This is a genomic window from Mycobacterium sp. Panama NTM2, from assembly GCF_054355555.1.
The window spans coordinates 385,877-406,724 of record NZ_CM135953.1 but is presented as its reverse complement, the minus strand read 5'-3'; the positions used below and the strand labels follow the sequence as shown (position 1 = coordinate 406,724).

The 20,848-nt window shown below is 66.6% G+C and carries 18 protein-coding genes and 1 tRNA gene; 8 read left to right on the top strand and 11 right to left on the bottom strand.

All coding sequences use genetic code 11. The annotated features are described in order from the left end of the window. Position 1: 1 nt before the first annotated feature. The 9 genes from ACXYX3_RS01975 to dcd form a co-directional block, all read right to left on the bottom strand. Entirely contained in the window at positions 2–2,182 is a 2,181-nt protein-coding gene (locus tag ACXYX3_RS01975; protein ID WP_458609938.1) for an NHL repeat-containing protein, read from the bottom strand. A gap of 85 nt (positions 2,183–2,267) precedes the next feature. Further along, complete coding sequence (rfbA, locus tag ACXYX3_RS01970; RefSeq protein WP_458609937.1) at positions 2,268–3,131, bottom strand: glucose-1-phosphate thymidylyltransferase RfbA; 864 nt, start codon at positions 3,129–3,131, stop codon at positions 2,268–2,270. Further along, positions 3,131–3,487: a nuclear transport factor 2 family protein gene (locus ACXYX3_RS01965; protein ID WP_458609936.1), complete on the bottom strand. Its 357-nt coding sequence runs from the start codon at positions 3,485–3,487 to the stop codon at positions 3,131–3,133. Before ACXYX3_RS01965 ends, rfbA begins: the two co-directional genes overlap by 1 nt. A 44-nt stretch (positions 3,488–3,531) precedes the next feature. Then, positions 3,532–4,278: a maleylpyruvate isomerase family mycothiol-dependent enzyme gene (locus ACXYX3_RS01960; protein ID WP_458609935.1), complete on the bottom strand. Its 747-nt coding sequence runs from the start codon at positions 4,276–4,278 to the stop codon at positions 3,532–3,534. Between the two features lie 4 nt (positions 4,279–4,282). Beyond that, positions 4,283–5,605 carry a cytochrome P450 gene (locus ACXYX3_RS01955; protein ID WP_458609934.1) on the bottom strand — a complete coding sequence of 441 codons (1,323 nt, stop codon included), beginning with the start codon at positions 5,603–5,605 and terminating at the stop codon, positions 4,283–4,285. Continuing rightward, positions 5,605–5,928 carry a DUF1330 domain-containing protein gene (locus ACXYX3_RS01950; protein WP_458609933.1) on the bottom strand — a complete coding sequence of 108 codons (324 nt, stop codon included), beginning with the start codon at positions 5,926–5,928 and terminating at the stop codon, positions 5,605–5,607. The genes ACXYX3_RS01955 and ACXYX3_RS01950 overlap by 1 nt, the downstream gene beginning before the upstream one ends. Continuing rightward, the gene (locus tag ACXYX3_RS01945) at positions 5,925–7,253 is read right to left on the bottom strand and encodes a UDP-glucose dehydrogenase family protein (protein ID WP_458609932.1); all 1,329 of its coding nucleotides are present in this window, start codon (positions 7,251–7,253) and stop codon (positions 5,925–5,927) included. The genes ACXYX3_RS01950 and ACXYX3_RS01945 overlap by 4 nt, the downstream gene beginning before the upstream one ends. Before the next feature lie 158 nt (positions 7,254–7,411). Then, positions 7,412–9,031, bottom strand: coding sequence for a DUF7159 family protein (locus ACXYX3_RS01940; protein WP_458609931.1), 1,620 nt, complete (start codon positions 9,029–9,031; stop codon positions 7,412–7,414). Between the two features lie 207 nt (positions 9,032–9,238). Further along, on the bottom strand, positions 9,239–9,811 hold the full coding sequence (gene dcd, locus ACXYX3_RS01935) for a dCTP deaminase (protein ID WP_458609930.1): 573 nt from the start codon (positions 9,809–9,811) through the stop codon (positions 9,239–9,241). Positions 9,812–10,336: 525 nt separating this feature from the next. Here dcd and ACXYX3_RS01930 point away from each other — a divergent pair. Together ACXYX3_RS01930 and ACXYX3_RS01925 are read left to right on the top strand one after the other, a co-directional pair. After that, positions 10,337–12,772, top strand: a complete 2,436-nt coding sequence (locus tag ACXYX3_RS01930; protein ID WP_458609929.1) for an Ig-like domain-containing protein — start codon at positions 10,337–10,339, stop codon at positions 12,770–12,772. A gap of 110 nt (positions 12,773–12,882) precedes the next feature. Further along, positions 12,883–12,956: transfer RNA gene (locus ACXYX3_RS01925), tRNA-Gly, on the top strand. 82 nt (positions 12,957–13,038) lie between these two features. Here ACXYX3_RS01925 and ACXYX3_RS01920 read toward each other — a convergent pair. Further along, positions 13,039–14,208: a tyrosine-type recombinase/integrase gene (locus tag ACXYX3_RS01920; RefSeq protein ID WP_458609928.1), complete on the bottom strand. Its 1,170-nt coding sequence runs from the start codon at positions 14,206–14,208 to the stop codon at positions 13,039–13,041. Next, positions 14,201–14,797 (bottom strand): helix-turn-helix domain-containing protein, encoded by a 597-nt coding sequence (locus tag ACXYX3_RS01915; protein WP_458609927.1) that lies wholly within the window; start codon positions 14,795–14,797, stop codon positions 14,201–14,203. Before ACXYX3_RS01915 ends, ACXYX3_RS01920 begins: the two co-directional genes overlap by 8 nt. A 273-nt stretch (positions 14,798–15,070) precedes the next feature. Between ACXYX3_RS01915 and ACXYX3_RS01910 the strand changes: the two genes are divergently transcribed. From ACXYX3_RS01910 to ACXYX3_RS01885, 6 genes are all read left to right on the top strand, one after another. Continuing rightward, positions 15,071–15,592 carry a hypothetical protein gene (locus tag ACXYX3_RS01910; RefSeq protein WP_458609926.1) on the top strand — a complete coding sequence of 174 codons (522 nt, stop codon included), beginning with the start codon at positions 15,071–15,073 and terminating at the stop codon, positions 15,590–15,592. Next, positions 15,589–15,942 carry a DUF2742 domain-containing protein gene (locus tag ACXYX3_RS01905; RefSeq protein WP_458609925.1) on the top strand — a complete coding sequence of 118 codons (354 nt, stop codon included), beginning with the start codon at positions 15,589–15,591 and terminating at the stop codon, positions 15,940–15,942. The genes ACXYX3_RS01910 and ACXYX3_RS01905 overlap by 4 nt, the downstream gene beginning before the upstream one ends. Continuing rightward, entirely contained in the window at positions 15,939–17,576 is a 1,638-nt protein-coding gene (locus ACXYX3_RS01900) for a hypothetical protein (RefSeq protein WP_458609924.1), read from the top strand. The genes ACXYX3_RS01905 and ACXYX3_RS01900 overlap by 4 nt, the downstream gene beginning before the upstream one ends. 464 nt (positions 17,577–18,040) lie before the next feature. After that, the gene (locus ACXYX3_RS01895; protein ID WP_458609923.1) at positions 18,041–18,541 is read left to right on the top strand and encodes a hypothetical protein; all 501 of its coding nucleotides are present in this window, start codon (positions 18,041–18,043) and stop codon (positions 18,539–18,541) included. Positions 18,542–18,702: 161 nt separating this feature from the next. After that, entirely contained in the window at positions 18,703–19,230 is a 528-nt protein-coding gene (locus tag ACXYX3_RS01890) for an HK97 family phage prohead protease (RefSeq protein ID WP_458609922.1), read from the top strand. A gap of 115 nt (positions 19,231–19,345) precedes the next feature. Then, on the top strand, positions 19,346–20,758 hold the full coding sequence (locus ACXYX3_RS01885) for a phage major capsid protein (protein ID WP_458612271.1): 1,413 nt from the start codon (positions 19,346–19,348) through the stop codon (positions 20,756–20,758). The last annotated feature ends 90 nt before the right edge of the window (positions 20,759–20,848 follow it).

Sequence of the window (20,848 nt, the reverse complement as noted above, 5' to 3'; positions counted from 1 at the left end):
TTCAGACCGCTGTCGGCGGCGCGATGGTGCGCACGCTGGTGAAGCCGTCGGCCGTGGCCGTGGTGACGTACACCGTGCCGTCGGGAGCGATGACGGCGCCAGACGCCGGTGGCGTACCGGCAAGGTCGAGGACCTTGGTGACCCCGGTCTTTGTGAGCGCGTACACCGCGGGGCCGGCGGGGTCGTCGGTGGCGAGGTAGGCGGTGCCGTCGGCAGCGAACGCCAGCGCCTGATCGGGGCTGATCTTGTAGCCGAAGTGACGGCTGTCCATGACTGTGAGAACCGTTCCCGTCAACCCGGACGCGTCGAAGCCGACGATCTTCACCCCGAGCCCAGAATCCGGCCGCAACAACAGGTATCCGCTGCCATCGGGGCCGAATTGGATACTGCGCGAGGAGTCATAGTCCGACCCAGGGTTCAGAACGGGCGAGAACGTGTCATTCGACAGGGTCAACAGCACCCGCGACTGATAGGTAGAGCCAGGATCCTGCGTGTAGTTCAGGAGGTAAGCCGCTCCGTCCGGGCCGAAGAACACGGAGCCCGGCTTCGTGCCGGCCGGGAGCTCGATGGTGCGATCGATCGAGCCGTCGCCGTTGAGCACCGCGAGGAATGTCGTGCCGTTGGAGGCGTAGGTGAAGTAGCCGTGGTTGTCGGCCTGCTCGCCGTCTCCCTCGGACACCGCCGAGTCGCCGAGCAGGTCGATTGTGGTTTGGCTGGTGCCGTCGGGGCTGATGATGAGGACCGGAAGGCCGTCAGGATCCTCGAGCAAGGCGTAGATCGTGCCGTCTGCGGACACTTGGAGGCGCCTGCCGTCGTAGAGCTGCTTGAGGCGCCCCTCGATGAACCGCGGATCGGCGACGGCCGTCGGTGTGATCTTGTAGATGTAGGTGTTCCCGTCGCCCAGATCGTTGGTGCCTGAGTACGTGTAGGTTTCGAGGTAGACACCGTCGTTCTTCACGACGTAGCTTCCGGGCACACCCGTCAGCGTCTGCTTGGCGATCTGCGTACCGCGCATCGTGTACAACCGAGTTGTCTTGCCGCCGAACAACGTCTGAACAGGAACGGGTAGGTAGAGGTAGCCGTCTTCGCCGACGATCGGGGAACCGTATTGAATCTCACCCGGGAGGATGACCGTCCTGGTCGTGCCGTCCGCCCCGAAAGCGCGCAACGTTCTCCCTGACCCGGTGGGCAGCAGGTACACACTGCCGTCAGGCGCCACGGTGACCCTGGTCTGCGGCGAATACGTCCGCACGGTGTTGGTCGGCGAGATTCGGAATGTGCGGTAGCCGACGAACCCGATCGGGCTCAAGAAGAAGGGAATGTCGCTGCCGAAATAGAGCGATCCGTCCGCCCCGACCTTGGGTGCGTCGGCGAAGCCCCTGACCGTCGTGATCTTCGTGAGGTCGCCCTGCTCGTTCACCGACCACACCGTGGAGCGTGTTCTGCGATCGTTGACCGTGATGACGACGACCGACCCGTCAGGTCTGGCGACCGACGTCGTCCTCGGTACCGGCGCGTCGGGAAACGCGTCGCTGGTGGTGATCACGCGACCGTCCCGGTCGACGATGCTGACCCGGGTTCCGTCCGCATCGGTGGTGACTTGATAGATCGTCCCGGTGGAGCCGACGACCACGGGTCCGTCCGGCACCCCGCGGATTTCGGTGTCGGCGGGGTCAGCGTCGGCGGCAGGGTTGACCTGAACGGAACTCGACGTCGCCGCCGCCGCTGCCCTGTCGGCTCGGCGCTCCTCGACGTGCTGGCGGGCAGTGCCCAACATGGTCAACAGCAGCGGTGCGGCTGCCGGCGACTCGGGTTCCTTGTCAGGCTGCGCGTCGGCACGCGGGTGAAACAGTGGCCGCACTACCTTCTTGACGGGGGGCTCGTCGTCGGCGACCGGGGGCGAATCGACCTCGACGTCAACCGAACTCGTCTCGGACTCGGTCACCTTGGCCCCGCCGAACAGGCGCTTGCGAGCCGGCCGGTCCTCGCGCGCTGACTTCGGCTTGGTCAAGCTCTTGGCGGGGCGATCGACCGTCTGACGTGGTGCCGGGGCGGAAACGCCGGCCGAGGTCGAGTCACCGGAATCGGCCCAAGCCACACCCGGCAGGGACGCCACCGCGGAGCCGATTCCCAAGGCGACAGCCAGCGCCCCGACACGACCGACGTACTTTTCCCAGCCCATGCGCAGCCCCTCCCCGTTGACTTCACAGCAAACCCTACAGGGCAATACAGCTGTATGGCAATGGCCGGTTTAAGCGCAGTTCGGGTCAGCGGTCCAGCAACTCCAACAGGTAGGCGCCGTATCCGGACTTGATCAATTTCTTTGCGCGCGCAGCCAATTCATCGTCGTCGATGAACCCGACCCGCCACGCCACCTCTTCGGGCACGCTGATCTTGAGGCCCTGCCGGCGCTCGATCGTCCGCACGTAGTCGCTCGCGTCGAGCAACGAGTCGAAGGTGCCCGTGTCGAGCCATGCGGTGCCGCGGGCGAGTACCTCGACGCTGAGCCGGTCCTGCTCCAGGTAGCGCTGGTTGATCTCTGTGATCTCGTACTCGCCCCGCGCGGACTTGCGCAGCGAGCGTGCGATCTCGATGACGTCGTTGTCGTAGAAGTACAACCCCGGCACCGCGTAATGCGACTTCGGCACCGCCGGCTTTTCCTGCAGCGACAACGCCGTCCCGTCGTCGGCGAATTCGACCACACCGTAGGCCGACGGGTCGGCCACCCAGTAGGCGAAGATCGCGCCGCCCTCGACGGTGTGGAATCGACGCAGGCTGGTGCCCAGCCCCGGCCCGTAGAAAATGTTGTCGCCCAATATGAGCGCGACCGAATCGTCGCCGATGTGGTCGGCACAGATCACGAAAGCCTGTGCCAGACCCTCGGGTTCGTCCTGGACGGCGTAGCTGATGTCGATGCCGAAGTCGGAGCCGTCGCCGAGCAGGCGGCGGAACGCCGGCGCGTCCTGCGCGGTGGTGACGACCGCGATGTCGCGGATGCCCGCCATCATCAACGTCGACAGGGGGTAGTAGATCAGCGGCTTGTCGTACACCGGCAGCAGCTGTTTGCTCGCCCCCATCGTGATCGGATACAGCCGGGTGCCCGATCCGCCCGCCAGGATGATGCCGCGCATCAGCCGGTCAGGTCGGCTTCGGTGAGCTCCGTCGCGGCCAGCGCGGCGGCCAGATCGTCGTGCCGGAACACTGACGTCACGTGATCGGCGACCACCCGGAAGGCCGATGCCGCAGACCCCGCGCCGCCCACCTTTTCCTCGACCACGACGACGCCGTCGTGGACGTAGATGCGACCGGGTTCGATCGTGCGGCCCAGCCCCTGCGCCCACTCACGCAACGCGCTGTGGCCTTGCGCCGCGCCGTGCGCATCGCCGATCTCGATGTCGTCACTGGACAGCGACACCAACGTGTCGAGATCGCAGGCGTTCAGGGCGTCGTGCCAGGCGAGAACAGTCGCCATCTCCGAAGTGGTCATGATCGAAAGCTTAGGCCGGTCTTCCGTCGCGACAGCAGCGCCGCTCAGTAGGGCGTGCGGTCCAACCATTTCTCCCATACGGCTGTGTCGCCGTGCACCTCGAGGCCCGCGTCGGCAGCGCTGACACGGCGCACGGCGGCCAGCAGCAGATCCTTCGCCGGCCCCCGCAACGCAACACTGCCCTTGCCGTGGTCGTGGGACCACCAGACGCCTTCCTCGTCGTGGACGATCATCCACTCCCCCGTCGGTCCGAGCTCGGGGTCGGTGGCGTGCAGGTGGATGGATTGGCCCCGATCGAGTGCCGGCGGGTGGCGCCGGTCCACCGATACCCGGTCGATCCACTCGCTGAGAGCATCGGCGGCCAGATCGGGGGACAACTCGAACGGGACGCCGAGGGCAAGGGCAGCGTCGGCGCGGTGCACGGTGGCCTCATGCAGGCGCCGCCGAATCCACCAGCCGGCAGGCCGCGGGCCGATGAACGTCCACACCCTGGTCTCAGCGCCGACGCGGTCGATCGCGTTGCTGATCAGTTCCGCCCCCGCCATCAGCCAGTCCGCGGCGGCGTCCGGGTCGTCTGGCGGTTTACCGTCGCGGACATCCCGCGGATCGAGCTCCTGGTTGCGTCGCTCGAGGATAATCTGTGCGGCCCAACGGTTTCCGCGCCCCACGTGGCGGAACAGCTGTGTGAGGGTCCAGTCCCCGCAGGTCGGCACCGGCGTCGCGGGGTCTGCCGTCCGGATCAGATCGCCGAAAGCTCGAGTCTGCTCGAGCAGAGCTGCTCGGAAGTCCACCCGCTCACGCTAGCGCGGTGCGCGCGCTCCCAAGCGTGATCGGCAATGTTGACCACCCTCGCAGCACGCGGGTGTCGCGCCGGTGGGCCTGTCCGGCGAGCTGCGCCCCGGGGTAACGCTCGAAGAAGGTGCGCAATCCGACCTCGCCTTCGGAGCGCGCCAACGCGGCGCCGAGGCAGAAGTGCCGCCCGCCGGAGAACGACAGGTGCTTGCCCGCGTTCTCCCGCTCGAGGTCGAACCGGTGGGGATCGGTGAACACCGTCGGGTCGCGGTTCGCCCCGGCCAGGTGGAGGATGATCAGCTCACCGCGGGCTATGCGGGTGCCGGCGATGTCGACGTCCATGCGCGCGAAGCGGGCGCTCATCTGCACCGGGGAGTCAAGTCGCAGGATTTCCTCGACGGCGGTGGGCCACAGCTCCGGTCGGGCGGCCAGGGTCTCGAGGTGCTCGGGTGTCTGCAGCAGCATTCGGATGCCGTTGCCGAGCAGGTTCACCGTCGTTTCGAAGCCGGCAGCCAGGACAAGGCCCGCAGTGGCCAACAATTCCCGCTGTGACAGCCGGGCGCTCTCGTCGGCCGCAGCGCTGGCCTGGATGAGCTGGCTCATCAGGTCGTCGCCGGGGTTGCGGGCCAGCTCGTCGAGGTGACGCGTGAGCCAGGCGTTGAACCCGACCAGGCCCTCGTGCACGCTCGTGTACTGCTTCCACGACAGGCCGATGTCCAGACTGGGCGCGGCGAGCTCGCCGAAGTGCAGGATCTGCTGTCGATCCGCTTCGGGCACGCCCAGGATGTCGCTGATCACCGCGACAGGAAGCTGGCCACAGTAGGCGTCGACGACGTCGACGACTCCCGTTCGGCCCTCCATCCGGTCCAGCAAACCGTCTGCGGTGTCCTGAACGCGGTCGCGCAACGCGGCGACGGCGCGGCTGGTGAACACCGAGGACACCATCTTCCGACAGCGGGTGTGCTCGGGCGGCTCGATCGACAGCAGCGACGGCGGCTCGATGGGATGCAACAGTCCGGTGCGGGTCCTGTCGTTGATGCGGCGCAACGTCGCCGGCAGGCCGGCGCCGAGGCTCATGACATGGAAGTCGTCGGACCGCAGCACCTCGTTGACGACGGCGTGATCGAACGTCATCAGCGCTGTGCGAGAACGGACGACAGGCCCGCGAGCGCGCATCTCGTCGGCGAACGCCGCGGGATCGGCGCGCACTGCGGGGTCGGCGATCAGCCGCGCCTGCGGATCGCCGCGACGCGCGCCGACCTTGGACAGACCGCGGACGATCCCGTGCAGGATCACCCATCGCAGCCGGTGTTGGAACTTCTCCATCACCCGAGCTTAAGCAAAGGCCGCAGGTCGTCGAGCCGATCGAACAGATGCCAGACGTAGGAGGACGCCCCGTTCTCCCGATGAGCGTGCAGCTCGGCCAACTCCGGGTCGTTGCGATAACTGTCGAACGCCTCTCTCGAATCCCACTCGACGAGGATCAGCACCGTGCGCGGCTCGATCTCCCCGGTGATCGAGTCTGCGAACTTGCCGAGCGCGACCACCCGGCCGCCGTGCCTGGCAACCTCCTGCGGTGAGCGCTTCGAGTAGGCCCGGTACTCGGCGGGGTCGGCGATGTCGAAGAGATTCAGCGCGTAAACAGTCACATCCCGACGCTACGGCCCAGCGCGTAGAGCTGCCAGCCCGCCTGCCGCCAGCGTTGCCGGTCCAGACAATTGCGGCCGTCCACAATGACTTTGGTGCGCACGGTGTCGGCGAGCGTCTCGGGGTCCAGATCGACGAACTCGGCCCATTCCGTCAGCACCAGGACGGCGTCGGCCCGATCGCAGGCGTCGGCGACCGATGTCGCATACGTCAGGGTCGGGAACAGCCGGCGGGAGTTCTCCATCGCCTTGGGGTCGTAGACGGTGACGGTGGCGCCGTTCAGTTGCAGCAGCCCGGCCACGTTGAGGGCGGGTGAGTCGCGGACGTCGTCGGATTCGGGTTTGAACGCCGCACCGAGGACGGCGACGTTCGCGCCGAGCAGAGAGCCTCCGCACGCGGTGGTGGCCAATTCGACCATGCGGGTGCGGCGACGCATGTTGATGCTGTCGACCTCGCGCAGGAAGGTGAGTGCGTGGTTGGCGCCGAGCTCTCCGGCACGCGCCATGAACGCGCGGATGTCCTTCGGCAGGCAGCCGCCCCCGAAACCCAGGCCCGCGTTGAGGAATCGGCGCCCGATGCGGGCGTCGTAGCCGAGCGCATCGGCCAGCGTCGTCACGTCGGCGCCGGCGGCCTCGCAGACTTCGGAGATCGCGTTGATGAACGAGATCTTGGTGGCGAGAAAGGCATTGGCCGCAACCTTGACCAGTTCGGCCGTCTGCAGATCGGTCAGCAGGAAGGGCACCCCGCTGTCGAGAAGCGGTGCGTACAGCGCACGGATCGCCTCCTCGGCGAACCGTGAATCGTGCTGCACGCCGACGACGATCCGGTCGGGGTGCAGCGTGTCGTGAACGGCGAAGCCCTCCCGCAGGAACTCGGGGTTCCACGCGATCTCGACGGGTATCCCGGACGGGTTCAGCGCAGCGGCCCGCTCGACGAGATCGGTTGCCGTTCCGACGGGCACAGTGGACTTTCCGACGATCACCGCGGGGCGGCGCAGCTGCGGCACCAACGCGTCGATGACGGCGTAGACGTGGCGGAGGTCGGCGCCGTACTCCCCCTTCTTCTGGGGTGTGCCGACGCCCAGGAAGTGGACGTCGGCGAAGTCAGCGGCCTCGGCATAGTCGGTGGTGAAGTGCAGCCGACCGGCATCGAGGTTGCGCCGCAACATCTCGGGCAGCCCGGGTTCGTAGAACGGGACGTCACCGCCGGCCAGTTTGGCGATCTTGCCCGGGTCGATGTCGACACCGATCACCTCGTGGCCGAGTTCTGCCATCCCGACCGCGTGGGTGGCGCCGAGGTAGCCGGTGCCGAAGACGGTGCATCGCATACTGCCTCTATAGGCAGCCGGGATGAGAGGGCTGCTACGCGACACTGGCCGCCAGACCAACGGAGCGTGACGGTCCCGTGCCGCGAGAGTGCACTCAGGGTCGTGACTTGCGGGTTTTCACAGCCGTGGGTGCACTTTCGCGCGACGTCGGCTGACCGCTACCCGCGGCCCCGGCCGGGGGCGCAGAAGATCAGGAAGCACTTCTCGCCACCAGAGGAGCCGCTGCCCGATCCGCCGCGCGACGACGAGCCGGAGCCGCTGGAGCCACCCGAGCCACCGAACCCGCTAGAGCCACCAAAACCGCCGGACCCGTAGTCGTCACTGCCGCGGCCGCTGCCGGAGTTCGATCCGGGCCACTGCGGCGTCTGCGGCACCTGGGGAACCTGCGGCTGCGTCACCGGCGGCGTCCACTGCGGGGTCTCGGGCTCATCCGGCTCAGGCGCCTCCGGCTTGCTCGGCCACGTCCACGCCGGCTTCGGCGGCGAGAACACCGGCCACTGCCGCTGGGGCACCACGATGACCGGCCGCGGAACCACCACCGGAGCGGGAACCGGCGCGACGACCGGCGGCGCCGGGGCCGGGGCCACGGGAGCAGGCGCCGGGGCGGGTGCCGCAGGAGCGGGCGCAGGGGCCGGCGCTGCGGGCGCAGGCGCAGGCTTCTCCACGAATACGGTGCGGGGAGCCTGCGGCGTCTGCTGCACCGCGACCGGCACCGGAGGCTTGATGGTCTCGGCCGACGGCGGCGGATCGGCGGGCACCTGGGCGGCCTGCTCGATCGGCGCGGGCGCGGGTGCCTGGCTGGTCGGCACGATGGCCGCCTGCGCGGGACTGGGCCGCGAGTCGACGGTCGGGCGGATGCTGACCGCCAGCGAGATCACCAGGGCGACGACACCGATGACGAACACCGACGTCAACGCGCTGCCGACAAGGAGGAACGGCTTGCGCCCCTCCTCGGCCTCACGCATCTCGGTCTGGGCGAACTCGTCGACCACCTCAGCGCCGACCGGCGCGAGTTGGGTGTCCGCGCCGGCGAGCCCGGCGTAGACCGAGCCGGCGGTGTCACCGTCGGGGTCCTGTGAGTAGGCCAGCCCCACGGTCGTCGCCTCGAACGCGGGTGCAGCGGCCGATGCCAGCGCTGCACCCCGGGCCAGTGCCAGATCCGCGTCGTCGGGCGCGCTGACGGGGAGGTCGACGAGATGTTCGAGATGAGACTTCACGGAGCTGACGTCGACGCCGGAACCGACGACGAACATGCCCTGCGGTGGGGCATCCTGCGCGGCCACCGCGTGCGCCATCTCGGTGAGCACGGCCATCGCGTCGGTGCTGTGCAGCGAACGGCTGAGCACCTTGACCACCGAGCCGTCGTCGGTGCGGACCACCGACAGCGTCGCGGTGTCGCGGTCGACGAAGAGCAGAGCGGTGGTGTCGTATCCGACCGCGCGTCCCACCGCCTGCGCGAGAGACGCGGCAGCGTGGCTCTCGGCGACGAGCATGACGTCGTCGATGCCGTGCGCCGACAACACGTCACGAAGGGCGCTGGCCTCGGTGTGGTCACTCCAGGTGACGCCGATGGATTTCAGGTGATGCCCGCCTGACTCCGCGCTTTCCTTGGTGCCCTGGACGGCTGCGACGACCTGTTCGGCGACGTTTGCTGACGCCTCCGGGGACGTGACGTCGAAGACGTCGTGATCGACGGTGACGCCGTCCGCTTTTTCGCCCTCCACCAGCACCATGCGGACCGTCGTAGGTGTCATCGACACACCGAGAACGATGTCCACTCGACCCCTCCAAAAATTTTGCTGCAGCCTGGTTGTTGTACGGGCCCACCTGCAGGTTGAGCGCCGACAACTAGTACTTCATCGACGCGGACGGCCACGGCGTTACACACGTCGCGGTTAGCTGCACGGCGGTGATGCGCGGCCGGCGCGCCAGTGGTTATGACATTACTCGCCGCGCGGAGATTCCCGCCCGCCGTCAGTTCGACGTCAGGTCGACCGCAGGAAGTTCTGGTAGGACCGCGACGGCGTGGGACCGCGCTGGCCCTGGTACTTGGAGCCGACCTTGTCGCTGCCGTAGGGATGCTCGGCGGGGCTCGTGAGCCGCAGCAGGCAGAGCTGGCCGATCTTCATGCCGGGCCACAGGGTGATCGGCAGGTTCGCGACGTTCGACAGCTCGAGCGTGATGTGACCGGAGAAACCCGGGTCGATGAAGCCGGCGGTCGAGTGGGTCAGCAGGCCGAGACGACCCAGCGACGACTTGCCCTCCAGGCGGCCGGCGAGGTCGTCGGGCAAAGTGCACCGCTCGAGCGTCGCACCGAGCACGAACTCACCGGGGTGCAGCACGAAGGGCTCCCCCTCTTTGGGCTCGACGAGCGTGGTGAGGTCGTCCTGCCGCAGGGCGGGGTCGATGTGGGTGTAGCGCGTGTTGTTGAAGACGCGGAACAAGGAGTCCAACCGGACATCGACGCTGGACGGCTGGATCAGACTGTCGTCGAACGGGTCGACGCCGAGCCTCCCGGCGTCGATCTCGGCCCGAATGTCACGGTCGGAGAGCAGCACGGGACGAGAGTAACGGCGGGAATCGCCCCGGTAGCAGGCGGCGGGGCGCAGAGCAGACCGCCCTGCTGTGAAACGGGTGAGAAGAATCCACAGAAGATCTTACGTCCGCAACAATTTTTCTCACAGTTTGCCTCACGATGTTGCGAACGCGTGTTAGCTTCTTCTCCGTCACCAGTTTTGCTATCGGGGATGGTCGCGTACTGCGGCGACTGGTGTCTCTCCTCTATCCCGCGTGTCGTTGTGCTGCGCTGCTGCCCGGGGGCCATTGCGTCGACACGTTCTACCGCGGTGCCTTAGACAGACAGTCCGGGTTGACAATTGGGGGAAACACTCATGACTGCTCGGCCACACGACCGCCACGCGACGACAACAGCGGCAGCCCTCGCCCGCGCGACCCGCATCGGCCGTGTCGGTGGGTTAGCTGTCGCACTGGGAGTTGGCTTTGCGATTGCCGGCGGGGCCACCGGCGTCGCCTGGGCTGACAGCGACTCCACATCCAGCAGCGCGTCCTCGGACAATCGGTCGGTGTCGCGGCCGGATGCAGCGCCGTCGGACACTTCTCCGTCCCGCGGCAAGAAGAAGGCGGACAAGAAGGTCAGCTCCGAGGTGAACGGAGACGCGACGGAAGCTGATGATGCGCCGTCGCGCAGCCACCGCCGCGCCACGGCGCCAAAGGCGGATACACCGGCACGTTCGACGACAGCGGACGCCGGCGAGGACCCCACCGTCGAGCGGGCCGACACACCCGCCGCCGCCGAAAAGCCCGCAGAGTCGATCGCGCCGACGCGAGTCAGCACGTCTCGACCGGCACGAAAGGTCGTCACCTCGAACACGGTGGCGACCGCACCCCACGTGGAGGTCGCTAACGACACGAAAGCAACTGTCGAGTTGGACCAACCTGCCGCGCCCGCTACCCCTGCAACGCCCGATGCGCCCGCCGGAACCGGTCTGTGGACCATGCTGAGCGCGGCGGGCCGGGAGTCGCGGCGCACGCTGTTCAACCGCCGGCCCGTGCTGGACAACCAGCAGGTCGACGTGACGCTGGACGAGTACGACGATGTCAGCGTTCCGATCGCGTTCAACGGCACCGACGCCGATGGCGATTCGTTGACCTACCGGGTCCGCCGCGGACTCTTCGGGCCCAAGCACGGCACCGTCACCGTCGACCCGGCAACCGGAACCTTCACCTACGACGCCGACAACGAGTTCGCGCTCACCGGCGGCCGTGACCGATTCCTGGTGCGGGTCTCCGATTACAACCGCGACGACTTCCACGTGCACGGTCTGTTCGGGGGGCACAGCGACTGGGCAGTCATCACCGTGAACGTCGCCGCGACCGATCGGGCACCTGTCGCCGGCAGTGACAGCGTCTCTGTCGACGAGGACGGACTGCTGGTGGTGAACCCCGCCGACCTGCTGGCCAACGACACCGACCCCGACGGTGACGACTTGTCCATCGACGGCTACACCCAACCGGAGCACGGCGATCTCTGGATCAACCGCGACGGCAGCATCAGCTACGACCCCGACGACGACTTCCACGGCAGCGACACCTTCACCTATACCGTCACCGACGGGATCAAGACCACCACCGCAACAGTCACCGTCAGCGTCAACCCCGTCAACGACGCGCCCGTCGCCACCGACGACGGGGTCTCCGTCGACGAAGACGGGTTGCTCATCGTCAACCCCGCCGAACTGCTGGCCAACGACACCGACATCGACCGCGACAACCTCAGCATCGACGGCTACACCCAGCCCGAACACGGCGACCTCTGGATCAACCGCGACGGGACGATCAGCTACGACCCCGACGACGACTACAACGGCACCGACACGTTCACCTACACCGTCACCGACGGCACCGAAACCGCCACTGCCACAGTCACTGTCACCGTCGATCCCGTCAAAGACCCGCCCGTGGCCACCGACGACAGCGTCACCGTCGACGAAGACGGGCTGCTCATCGCCAACCCCGCCGAACTGCTGGCCAACGACACCGACATCGACGGCGACAACCTCACCGTCGAGGGTTACACCCAGCCCGAACACGGCGATCTCTGGATCAACCGCGACGGCACCATCAGCTACGACCCCGACGACGACTACAACGGCACCGACACCTTCACTTACACCGTCACCGACGGCACGACGACGGCCACCGCGACCGTCACCGTGGTCGTCAACGCTGTGGATGACGCCCCGGTGATCACCGGCGTGAACGTCGGCGCCGGTGACCCGACGACAGCAGAGGTGCGCGGAACCGTCACCGCGACGGACCCTGACGGCGGCACCGTCACCTACAGCGCGCCGGCCACCACGCAGTACGGCACCGTGACGATCGACCCGGACACCGGGGCGTTCGTGTACCTGCCGAACGAGGAGTTCCGGGAAGGCGGCGGTGGAAATGGCGCAACCATCACCTTCACCGATCCCGCCCAGGTCACGCAGGGTACGTTCGCCAGCACTGCACTTGGCCTGAACGATCTTTCGGACTTGACCGGACGCGATGCCACCCGCAATTACATCGCGACGTCCTTCACGGCCACCGCCACGCAGTCGTACACGATCGGCCAGAGCCAGGCGCCAGAGGACACCCTGATGATCGTGTACAGCGGAACGTTCGACCCCGACTCGCCGGAGACGGGCGCTCTGGTGCTGAACGACGACGCCGGGACACACGCCGTCGCGGTGACCGGGTGTGGCGGTGGCAAGAGTTTTTGTCCCGAGGTGACGCTCGACCTGATGGCGGGCCAGCGGGTCTCGATCGTGGTCACTACGTGGGCGGCTGACCGGCCGCTCGGTCTGCCGCAGAGCTTCTATGCGACAGGCCCGGGAGGGTTCGGCGCGAAACCGCAGGAGGACACGTTCGTCGTCACCGCCACCGATTCGAGCGGCGCGACGGCGGCGGTCTCGGTGACGGTGCCGATCACACCGTTGCCGGCGGTGTCCGCGCTCTGACGCAGCGACCTCGCCTGGTGTGCGGCCCGATCGTGCTGTGCGCCCGATCTGCGATCTGAGCGCACACCAGGTGAGGTTTCGCACGTGTTAGCCTTGCCCTTCGTAACACGGCCGATGTAGTTCAATGGCAGAACATCAGCTTCCCAAGCTGAATACGCGGGTTCGATTCCCGTCATCGGCTCCATACGCCCTGGTCACGGGCTCATCAAAGTTAGCTAGCAAACCGCGCTTGACGGAATCCCGTACTTTCCCCGTAGATTCGATCCTCAATGCTGGTTGCTGGCCCATTTCTCCAGCACAGCGCGGGTATCCGGACCCCGGGTGATTCTCTGCACGTAGTGGCCTTCGGTGGTGGCCAGCTGCGCGTGCCCGAGCTGGCGCTGCGCGGCCTCTACTCCGAGCCCGTCCCTGACGACCGTTCCGGTTGTGCGCCGGAAGCTGTGCGGCGTCACCCACCGAAGATGTTCGTGCGGTGCTAGCGCCTCCCGCAGTGATGACCTGATGTTCGACAGGCTCACCAGGCCGCCGTCGCGGTTCTTCAGCACGGTCCCGTCCGGGCCGGTGACCCCGTACAGCTCTGTGAGTACCTTCACCCCGAACTCGGGCAACGTGACCGTGTGGGCCGGCGCTCGGCCTTTGCGTTCGTCTTGGCGGTGCAGTGGCTTGCCGGCCACCCGGCCTGCGTCGACGACGGTGCCGTTGACCGTGACGGTCGGAATGTCCGCGAGCAGGTCGACGGAGGGCCAATCGATCGCCAGCACTTCACCCGGCCGCACTCCGGTCGCTGCCAGCAGCTCGACGAACGCGGGCAGCATCAGGCCGCGCCGCGGTCCCGGCCCCTTGCGCGCGCAGAACTCGGTGATGGCCTGTCGCACCTCTTCGAACTCCATGGCCGACAAGGCACGCGCCGGTTTGCGGTCAACCTTGGCTGTCTTGGTCTCGCGCATCGGGTTGTGCTTCACCACGTCGAACCGGGCTGCCAGCCCGTACATGCCGACCAGGATGATCCGCATGTAGGTGGCCGCTGACACTGGCAATGACTTCAGATGCGAATCGGCGCGGCTCGTTGTCAGCTCTCCGATGCGCAGCGCGCCGAGCTGGAGATCACCGTGCAGCCGCCACGTATCCCGGTACAGGGTTGCAGTCCGTTCCCCGATCCGATCCTCAGCTACCTTGGCGGGTATCCACGCCTCAAACAGCTCGGAAAGCGTTGTGCGCCGGTCGATAACGCCGTTAGGTTCACCGGCTTCCAGTTCGGCCGCGATACGCCTCTTCAACTCGCGCCGGGCATCCTCGGCCGACTTGCGGGATGACGCTTCGCGCTCGCGCAGGACTCCACTATGCAAGCGCAAATATGTTGTGGCATAGAATATTTCACCACGTCGACTATTGGTGATCTTGCCGTGCTCACCCGGCGCCATCCGTTGCCTAGGCATCGTCGATCCCCCACGCCTGCTCCACTCGCTTTCGATGGTCCAGAGCTTCCCTCAGTTCGCGGATCTCTTTCTCGTACAGCTCGATCTGCTTGTATATGAGGGTTGGTGGCGGCTCATCTGGCGCAATGTTGGCGGCGCGAATTGTCAACACATCCCGAGAGGTTTCGAGTTCGTCGAGCCTGCGCCAGGTATTCAACTCCCAGGTTGCTGACCGCCATTCAGTCATCTCTTCAAAGGGCTCCGACGACAGTGCCGAAAACCACTGTGCCGCAGTGAATTGCGGCCAATTCTGCCTCGGGAAAAGTTCGACGTCCCGGTCATAAGGACCGGGGAAAACCAGTGCTACCGGGGACGTGTGCAGCGCCGCCGCGAGAGCGATCAACTCAGCAAGGTCTAGTTTCCCCGCGCGAGAGTTACTTTCGATCTTCGAGATGGCCACGCGACTAATCGGGTAGCCGAGGTCGTCGCACCTGCGCGACAACTCGAGCGCGGTGTAACCGGCAGCCCTGCGCGCCTGCTGGACTGCGCGGCCAACGCGGCCAGCTAGCTCCTTCTGCCACTCTTTCGCATCCGGATCGATGTTCGGCATTGCGACATCTTGACACGATTCGCTTGCGTTTACGAACATCCGCTGTAGGCTGCTCTGTAATACCACGATTTGGTAGATGTATGTTGCATAACGGAGCACAGGAGGGGCGATGAACGATTGGAGGGCCGTCGCGGAAAAGCTCAGCGTCGGTCGATCGACAGTCTTCGGGCTGTGGGCGTCAGGCGAATTGCCGTCCGTGCGAATCGGGAAGCGTCGATTCAGCACAGACAAGCAACTGGCGGACTACATCGCACGGCTCGAAGGCGCGGCGTAATGCGCGATTACCCGCACCCCGAGGATCTGGGACTCAATCCCGAGGCGGACCGGACCGAGGATCTTCGGCCGGCAAAAAGCGAAGCCCCGAAGGTTGCCGCCTTCGAGGCTTCAGAACCACTCCCCAACAAGAAAGTAGGTGTGTTCATCATGGCACAGAGCAAGGACAATCACCCGGTCGACATGGCTACTCGCCACTGCTGCGGGGGCATCGGCGATCACAGCGTGTTCTGCGATATCAACCTCCCCGATCCGGATGTCCCGGTGCCGGACGGTGCAAACGCCGACGGATGGAACAGTCTGACACTCGACGGCAACCCGGTCCGATCCCTTGAATGGGGGCGCTTCGACACGGCGAAAGTTGGTGTCGGGGTTGACGGATTCCAGGACGCCACCGGCGAAGTGACCCGGTGCATCTCGCTGTATCCGAGCAGCCAGGACCTCGACGCCGCCGACGCCCGTGCTCTGGCCGCCAAGTTGATCGAGGCTGCCGATGCGATGGAGAGGCTGCCCCAGCTGTGACCGTGGAGAACGAGCAGGAGGCCCCCGCCCGACTGGGCGGGGGCGCTCCCGCGTCGCGAGAGGTCTGCTGGTGGGCCTGCCACAAGTTCATCGAGGCCGCTGTCGCTCAGGCCAACTGCGGGCCGCTGCCCACTGCGGGAACGCCCGCCTGGGCCGCGCTGGCTGACGGTGACCCACGAAAGCTGCTCGCGTTGGCTGTCGCTGGTGAACACCACGTTCTTCGGCTCCAGCTCGGCCAGGAGGCCCGCGCCCGGGCCGCCGAGGACGTGCAGGGCGGCGAGAACTGGACCGAGGTAGGCCGTCAGGTGCAGCGTCGACTCGAGATCGACGAGATGCGGAGGGCGTCGTGACCGACGACCTGACGAAGGAGTTCTTTCTCGAATCCGATTCCGAGCAGTTGCGCAAGATTCACCAGTGGGCTCGCGCGCGCTATGCGGCTCCGTGGGCGGTGTTCTTCGCGGTCCTGCTGCGGGTGGCGGCCAGCGCCGGGCCTCATGTGCGGCTGCCTGGTGTGATCGGCGGCCACGCCTCGCTGAACCTGCTGTGCGCCTTTGTCTCCCCGTCCGGCGGTGGCAAGGGAATCTCAGACAAGGTCGGCCGGCTCGCGTGGCCCACCCCGATCGTCGAGCTGCCTATCGGGACCGGTGAGGGCATCGCCGAGACGTTCACGCGGCGCGGCAAGGAGGACGAGGACAACGAAGGCGTCACTGCGGCGATCTTCAATTGCTCTGAGATCGACATCCTGACGGGCCTGGAGTCGAGGCAAGGTTCCACGATCCTGGGCACGCTGAAGGCGTTCGCGATGGGCGAGCAGCTCGGGTCGACCAACGCATCGAAGGCCAACAGCCGCAACGTCCCGGCGCACTCGTACCGAGGTTGCCTCTCGGTGGGCGCCCAACCGGGCCACACGGGCGTCATCTTCAACGACGTCACCGGCGGTACGCCACAACGGTTCCTGTGGGCCATGACGATCGATCCCGACATGCCGGCCTCGGTGACTCCAGATCCCGCGCCACTGGACACCACTCTGCCCTCCTGGGCCACAAGAACTAGTGGAGACGTAGTCGAGATCATCTACGGGTACGAGGAGATCACGTCAGCGATCATCGCCGCCCACCTGGCGCGCCAGCGCGGGGAAGCCGACGCACTCGACGGACACGCCATGTTGACCCGCTGCAAGGTAGCCGCGGTGCTCGCGATCATGCACCACCGCAGCGTCGTATCCGAGCAGGACTGGCGGCTCTCCGAGGTCGTCATGACGGTTTCCGATCGAACGCGGAGTTGGCTGGTCGAGCAGGCCCGACAGGCCGCCCGAGCAAAGGTCCGTGACCGTGCGGTCTCCCGTGCGGCCGGCGAGGAGTTCTACGACGCTAGCCGGCTGGAGACGGTTAAGCGCTCGATCGTGCGGATGCTCGAACGAGACGGGGAACTGAGCGAAGGAGATCTGCGGCGCAGGCTCGGCCGCAAAGAGAAGCGAGAACTGTTCGACCAGGCTATGCCGTTGCTAGAGGGCGAGGGAATGGCCTGCTCGCGGTCAGGCGAGTACAACGGCCGGACGTTCACCTACTGGTCACGGGTGACCAACCCGGTCACGCATGAAAACAGCAGGTCAGCATCCGTGACCAACTCGGTCACCCATGACCACACTCCCACACCTTTGGACCGGCATTCTCCCTGTTCGTCGACTCCCGATGCCGACTCCCCGGCGTCGCAGCCTTCGATCACCGACCCGAGCGAGGACCACGTGAAACCACCCCGCCCGACCGTCTGCGAAGTTTGCTGTATCAGCCTGCCGAGCGCGGCGACCCGGCCACGTTGCGACGAGCACGACGGTGACGAGGTCCCACCGCCACCGCCCCCGAAGCAGGTCGGCCCAGCACTACGCGTGGTCCACAGCGGCAGTACGGGGTACGCACATATACCGCGCCTCCCCGAGGTGTTTGTGATGAACAGCAAACCCACCAAGGAAAGGAGGCTGCCGTGAGCGCGCAGGGTCTTTTTGACGCCATCGGGCTGGCGCCCTCGCTGCCCGGTGCTGCGTGTCGTGGCCGTCATCGTCTGTTTGACGAAGCCGCCAAGGGTGAGAACCCTGACGTTGTCGTAGAGCGGCACTCGGTGGCGATCGGGCTGTGCGCCAGGTGTCCGGTGTTGGGTCGGTGTGTCGACTGGTTTGAGTCGCTGTCCCCGAGTAGGCGCCCTCGTGGGGTCGTGGCTGGCCTGGTCAACGGACCGAAATCTCCTGGGCGACCACGGCGGTCAGCGTGACCCCGGGGGGTGGGGCGGCATCGCGAACGGTGAATCCCCAGGTGGGACCGCCAATCTTGCTTTCGATCCCTCCCCCAGAAGTGTGCGCACGGATAAAGTGCCATTGCCCCCCTGACCTGCGGAAACGACCCAAGAGTGTGGCATTTTCCGTAACACGTTCCGTAACAAGAAAGAGGTAGACCCATGACTGATCACCAAGACCGCGCCGGCGACTTCCGCCGGGCGTCCCTTCTGACCAAGTACCGGCGCCAAGGCAACCAAGCCGCCCAGCGCGTCATCGTCGAGGAGGTCAACGAAGCCAAGCGCGCACGAGAACTGCTGTCGGCGCTGCTGGTCCTGCACAGGACGTTCGTGGTCCGCTTCCGCACGGACGAGGGCATTGATCTCATTGCCGACTACATCGCGGGAATCGCGGGCCTCGCTCCCGTCGACGAGAGTTCCACCGACATGGTGCGGGCAGCTCAGATTATCGATCACGACGGCAACAACAACCGTGCTGGCATCGCTGCGATCATGCAGGCCGCGGTCGCCGACGGTCGCGCCATGCAGACGATCAACGCCGTGCTCGACCAATTCGAGGTGTTGCTGCCGGAACTCAGCAGCACGGGCGGTATCGCGTTCATCGATGCGAACGCGGCGGCGATGCGGGAAGCTGAGTTTCTGCCCGACGAGGACGAAAGCTGAGATCGTGACAAGTCCTCTTGCCGTTTCGGCAATGGCGGCGCTACGCTTGATCCCAGCTCGGTATCGCCGAAGCGCCGGGAACCGCAGGGGCGGCCAACCTGGACATTCGGGTCACCATGCGACGCAGCGTTATTCGCACGTCCTATGGCAGGTGACTTGTCTTGAGTGAAATCCTCTTTCGCACAGCTGATTTGACGGCTGGGTCCGGTCGAACGGTGCACGGCATTGCGGTGCCCTACGGCCAGACCGTCACCGTCGATGACGGCGCCGGACCGTACCGGGAGCGGTTCGAGTTCGGCGCTTTCGCGCGGTCGATCAGCGAACGGGGCCACAAGGTCAAACTCCTTGCCAACCACGACTACAGGCAGTTCCCCGTGGGAAAGGCCGTCGAGCTGGACGAACAGCGCGACGGGCTCCACGCCGCCTTCGAGATCGCCAACACCCGCGTCGGTGACGATGTCCTCGAGCTGGTGCAGTCGGGCACGGTGGACGGCTTCTCGGTCGGTTTCCGCGGCATTCGGGATCGGATGGAGGCCGGAGTCCGCGTGCGAGTCGAGGCAGCGCTGAACGAGGTATCCCTCACGGCCTACCCGGCATACACCGGGGCAGCCGTGGCGGGCGTGCGATCGCAATCCCTTGTCATCCCCCGGTCGGTCGCCCAGGCGCGGCTGTCCCTACTCGATTGGTGAACCCATGACCACAGCACTTCCCACTCACCCCGTCACCGGCCTGCGAGCCATCGGATACACCCGCCGCGGCCCGATCTGGCCCGTGCTCGGCGGCTCCGTCGACGAGGTCTCCACCATGACCCTCGAACAGACCCGCGCGGCCGCCCAGGAACTGCTCGACAGCACCACCGGCGACCTCGAAGGCGCCGACGCCGAACGGTTCCAGGCACTGACCCAGCGCGCCGAACAGGTGCGGGCGCAGAACCAGCAGCGCGCCACCGCGGCCCGGGACATGGTGCAGCGCCTAGCCTCCGGCGCTCTGCACACCGAAGCAGGCACCTCCGACACCGGCGACGCGCAGTCACGTGAACGGCCGCCGGCCGTCGCGATGCGCGACGACGCGACCCGCGCTCTCGACCGCGCCGTCCAGGCCGATCGCCTGCCCGCCCGCGGCGCCGAAGTAATCACCGAGTTGATGGGCACCGGCACGGCGGCCGTGCAGTCTTGGACGCAGCGCTGGGCCGCCGCGGCGGGATCTGAGGCCTACGAACGGGCCTTCGCGCACCTGCTCGCCAATCCGACCCACGGTCACCTTCGCTGGACGCCCGACGAGGCCGAGGCATACCGGACCGTTGCCGCGCTGCAGGCCGAGCAGCGCGCCATGGGGCTGACCGACAACGTCGGCGGCTACATGGTGCCCCTGACCCTCGACCCGGCGATCCAGCTTAGCTCGGGCGGCAGCATCAACCCGCTCCGTCTGCTCGCCCGAGTCGTGCAGACAACCACAGACACCTGGCAGGGCGTCACTTCCGCTGGCGTGACCGCCGAGTGGACAGCCGAGGCGGCCGAAATGGCCGACGCGTCACCGACACTGGCCGGCCCCAGCATTCCCGTGTTCAAGGGCGATGCTTTCGTGCCGTTCAGCTTCGAGGTCGAAGGCGACGCGGTGAACTTCCTGTCCGAGCTGTCCAAGCTGTTGGTCGACGGCGCCGAACAGCTCTGCGCCACCGCCTACACAACCGGCAATGGCACCACCCAGCCCAAGGGTTTGATCACTGCTCTGGTGGCCGCGGCCGGCTCGGTTCCGCTGATCTCGCCGGCAACGCCCGAGACACTGGTAGCCGGCGATGTCTACGCCGTGCAGAACGCGCTGCCGCCGCGATTCCAACCCGGCGCGCAGTGGGCATCGAACCTGAGCATCATCAACACGCTGCGGCAGTTCGAGACCACCAACGGTGCACTGAAGTTCCCGTCACTGCAGGACAACCCGCCGATGCTGCTCGGCCGCCCGATGAACGAGATCTCCAACCTGGACGGCACGCTCAACCCGGCGGCGACGGAGAACAACTATCCGATCGTCTACGGCGACTTCGCCCGCGGCATGACCATCGTCGACCGCATCGGCTCCACGCTTGAGCTCGTGCCGCACTTGTTCGGCGCCAACCGCCGGCCGACCGGCCAGCGCGGTGCCATCCTGTGGTTCCGCACCGGCTCCGACGTCGTCATCCCGAACGCGTTCCGCCTGCTGTCCGTCCCGACGACGGCCTGATGAACCGCGGCTGGGTCGGCCGCCGCTGACCGACCCAGCCGCGGAACCCCGCTCTTCTTCTCGGCCCACCCAACCATGCAGTCGCCCCAC

Excerpts from the sequence above, each read along its gene's own strand:
- rfbA (WP_458609937.1), bottom strand. The coding sequence starts at position 3,131 with ATGCGCGGCATCATCCTGGCGGGCGGATCGGGCACCCGGCTGTATCCG.
- ACXYX3_RS01975 (WP_458609938.1), bottom strand. The coding sequence starts at position 2,182 with ATGGGCTGGGAAAAGTACGTCGGTCGTGTCGGGGCGCTGGCTGTCGCC.
- ACXYX3_RS01955 (WP_458609934.1), bottom strand. The coding sequence starts at position 5,605 with ATGGAGAAGTTCCAACACCGGCTGCGATGGGTGATCCTGCACGGGATC.
- ACXYX3_RS01945 (WP_458609932.1), bottom strand. The coding sequence starts at position 7,253 with ATGCGATGCACCGTCTTCGGCACCGGCTACCTCGGCGCCACCCACGCG.
- ACXYX3_RS01920 (WP_458609928.1), bottom strand. The coding sequence starts at position 14,208 with ATGCCTAGGCAACGGATGGCGCCGGGTGAGCACGGCAAGATCACCAAT.
- ACXYX3_RS01965 (WP_458609936.1), bottom strand. The coding sequence starts at position 3,487 with ATGACCACTTCGGAGATGGCGACTGTTCTCGCCTGGCACGACGCCCTG.
- ACXYX3_RS01910 (WP_458609926.1), top strand. The coding sequence starts at position 15,071 with ATGCGCGATTACCCGCACCCCGAGGATCTGGGACTCAATCCCGAGGCG.
- ACXYX3_RS01885 (WP_458612271.1), top strand. The coding sequence starts at position 19,346 with ATGACCCTCGAACAGACCCGCGCGGCCGCCCAGGAACTGCTCGACAGC.
- ACXYX3_RS01915 (WP_458609927.1), bottom strand. The coding sequence starts at position 14,797 with ATGCCGAACATCGATCCGGATGCGAAAGAGTGGCAGAAGGAGCTAGCT.
- ACXYX3_RS01895 (WP_458609923.1), top strand. The coding sequence starts at position 18,041 with ATGACTGATCACCAAGACCGCGCCGGCGACTTCCGCCGGGCGTCCCTT.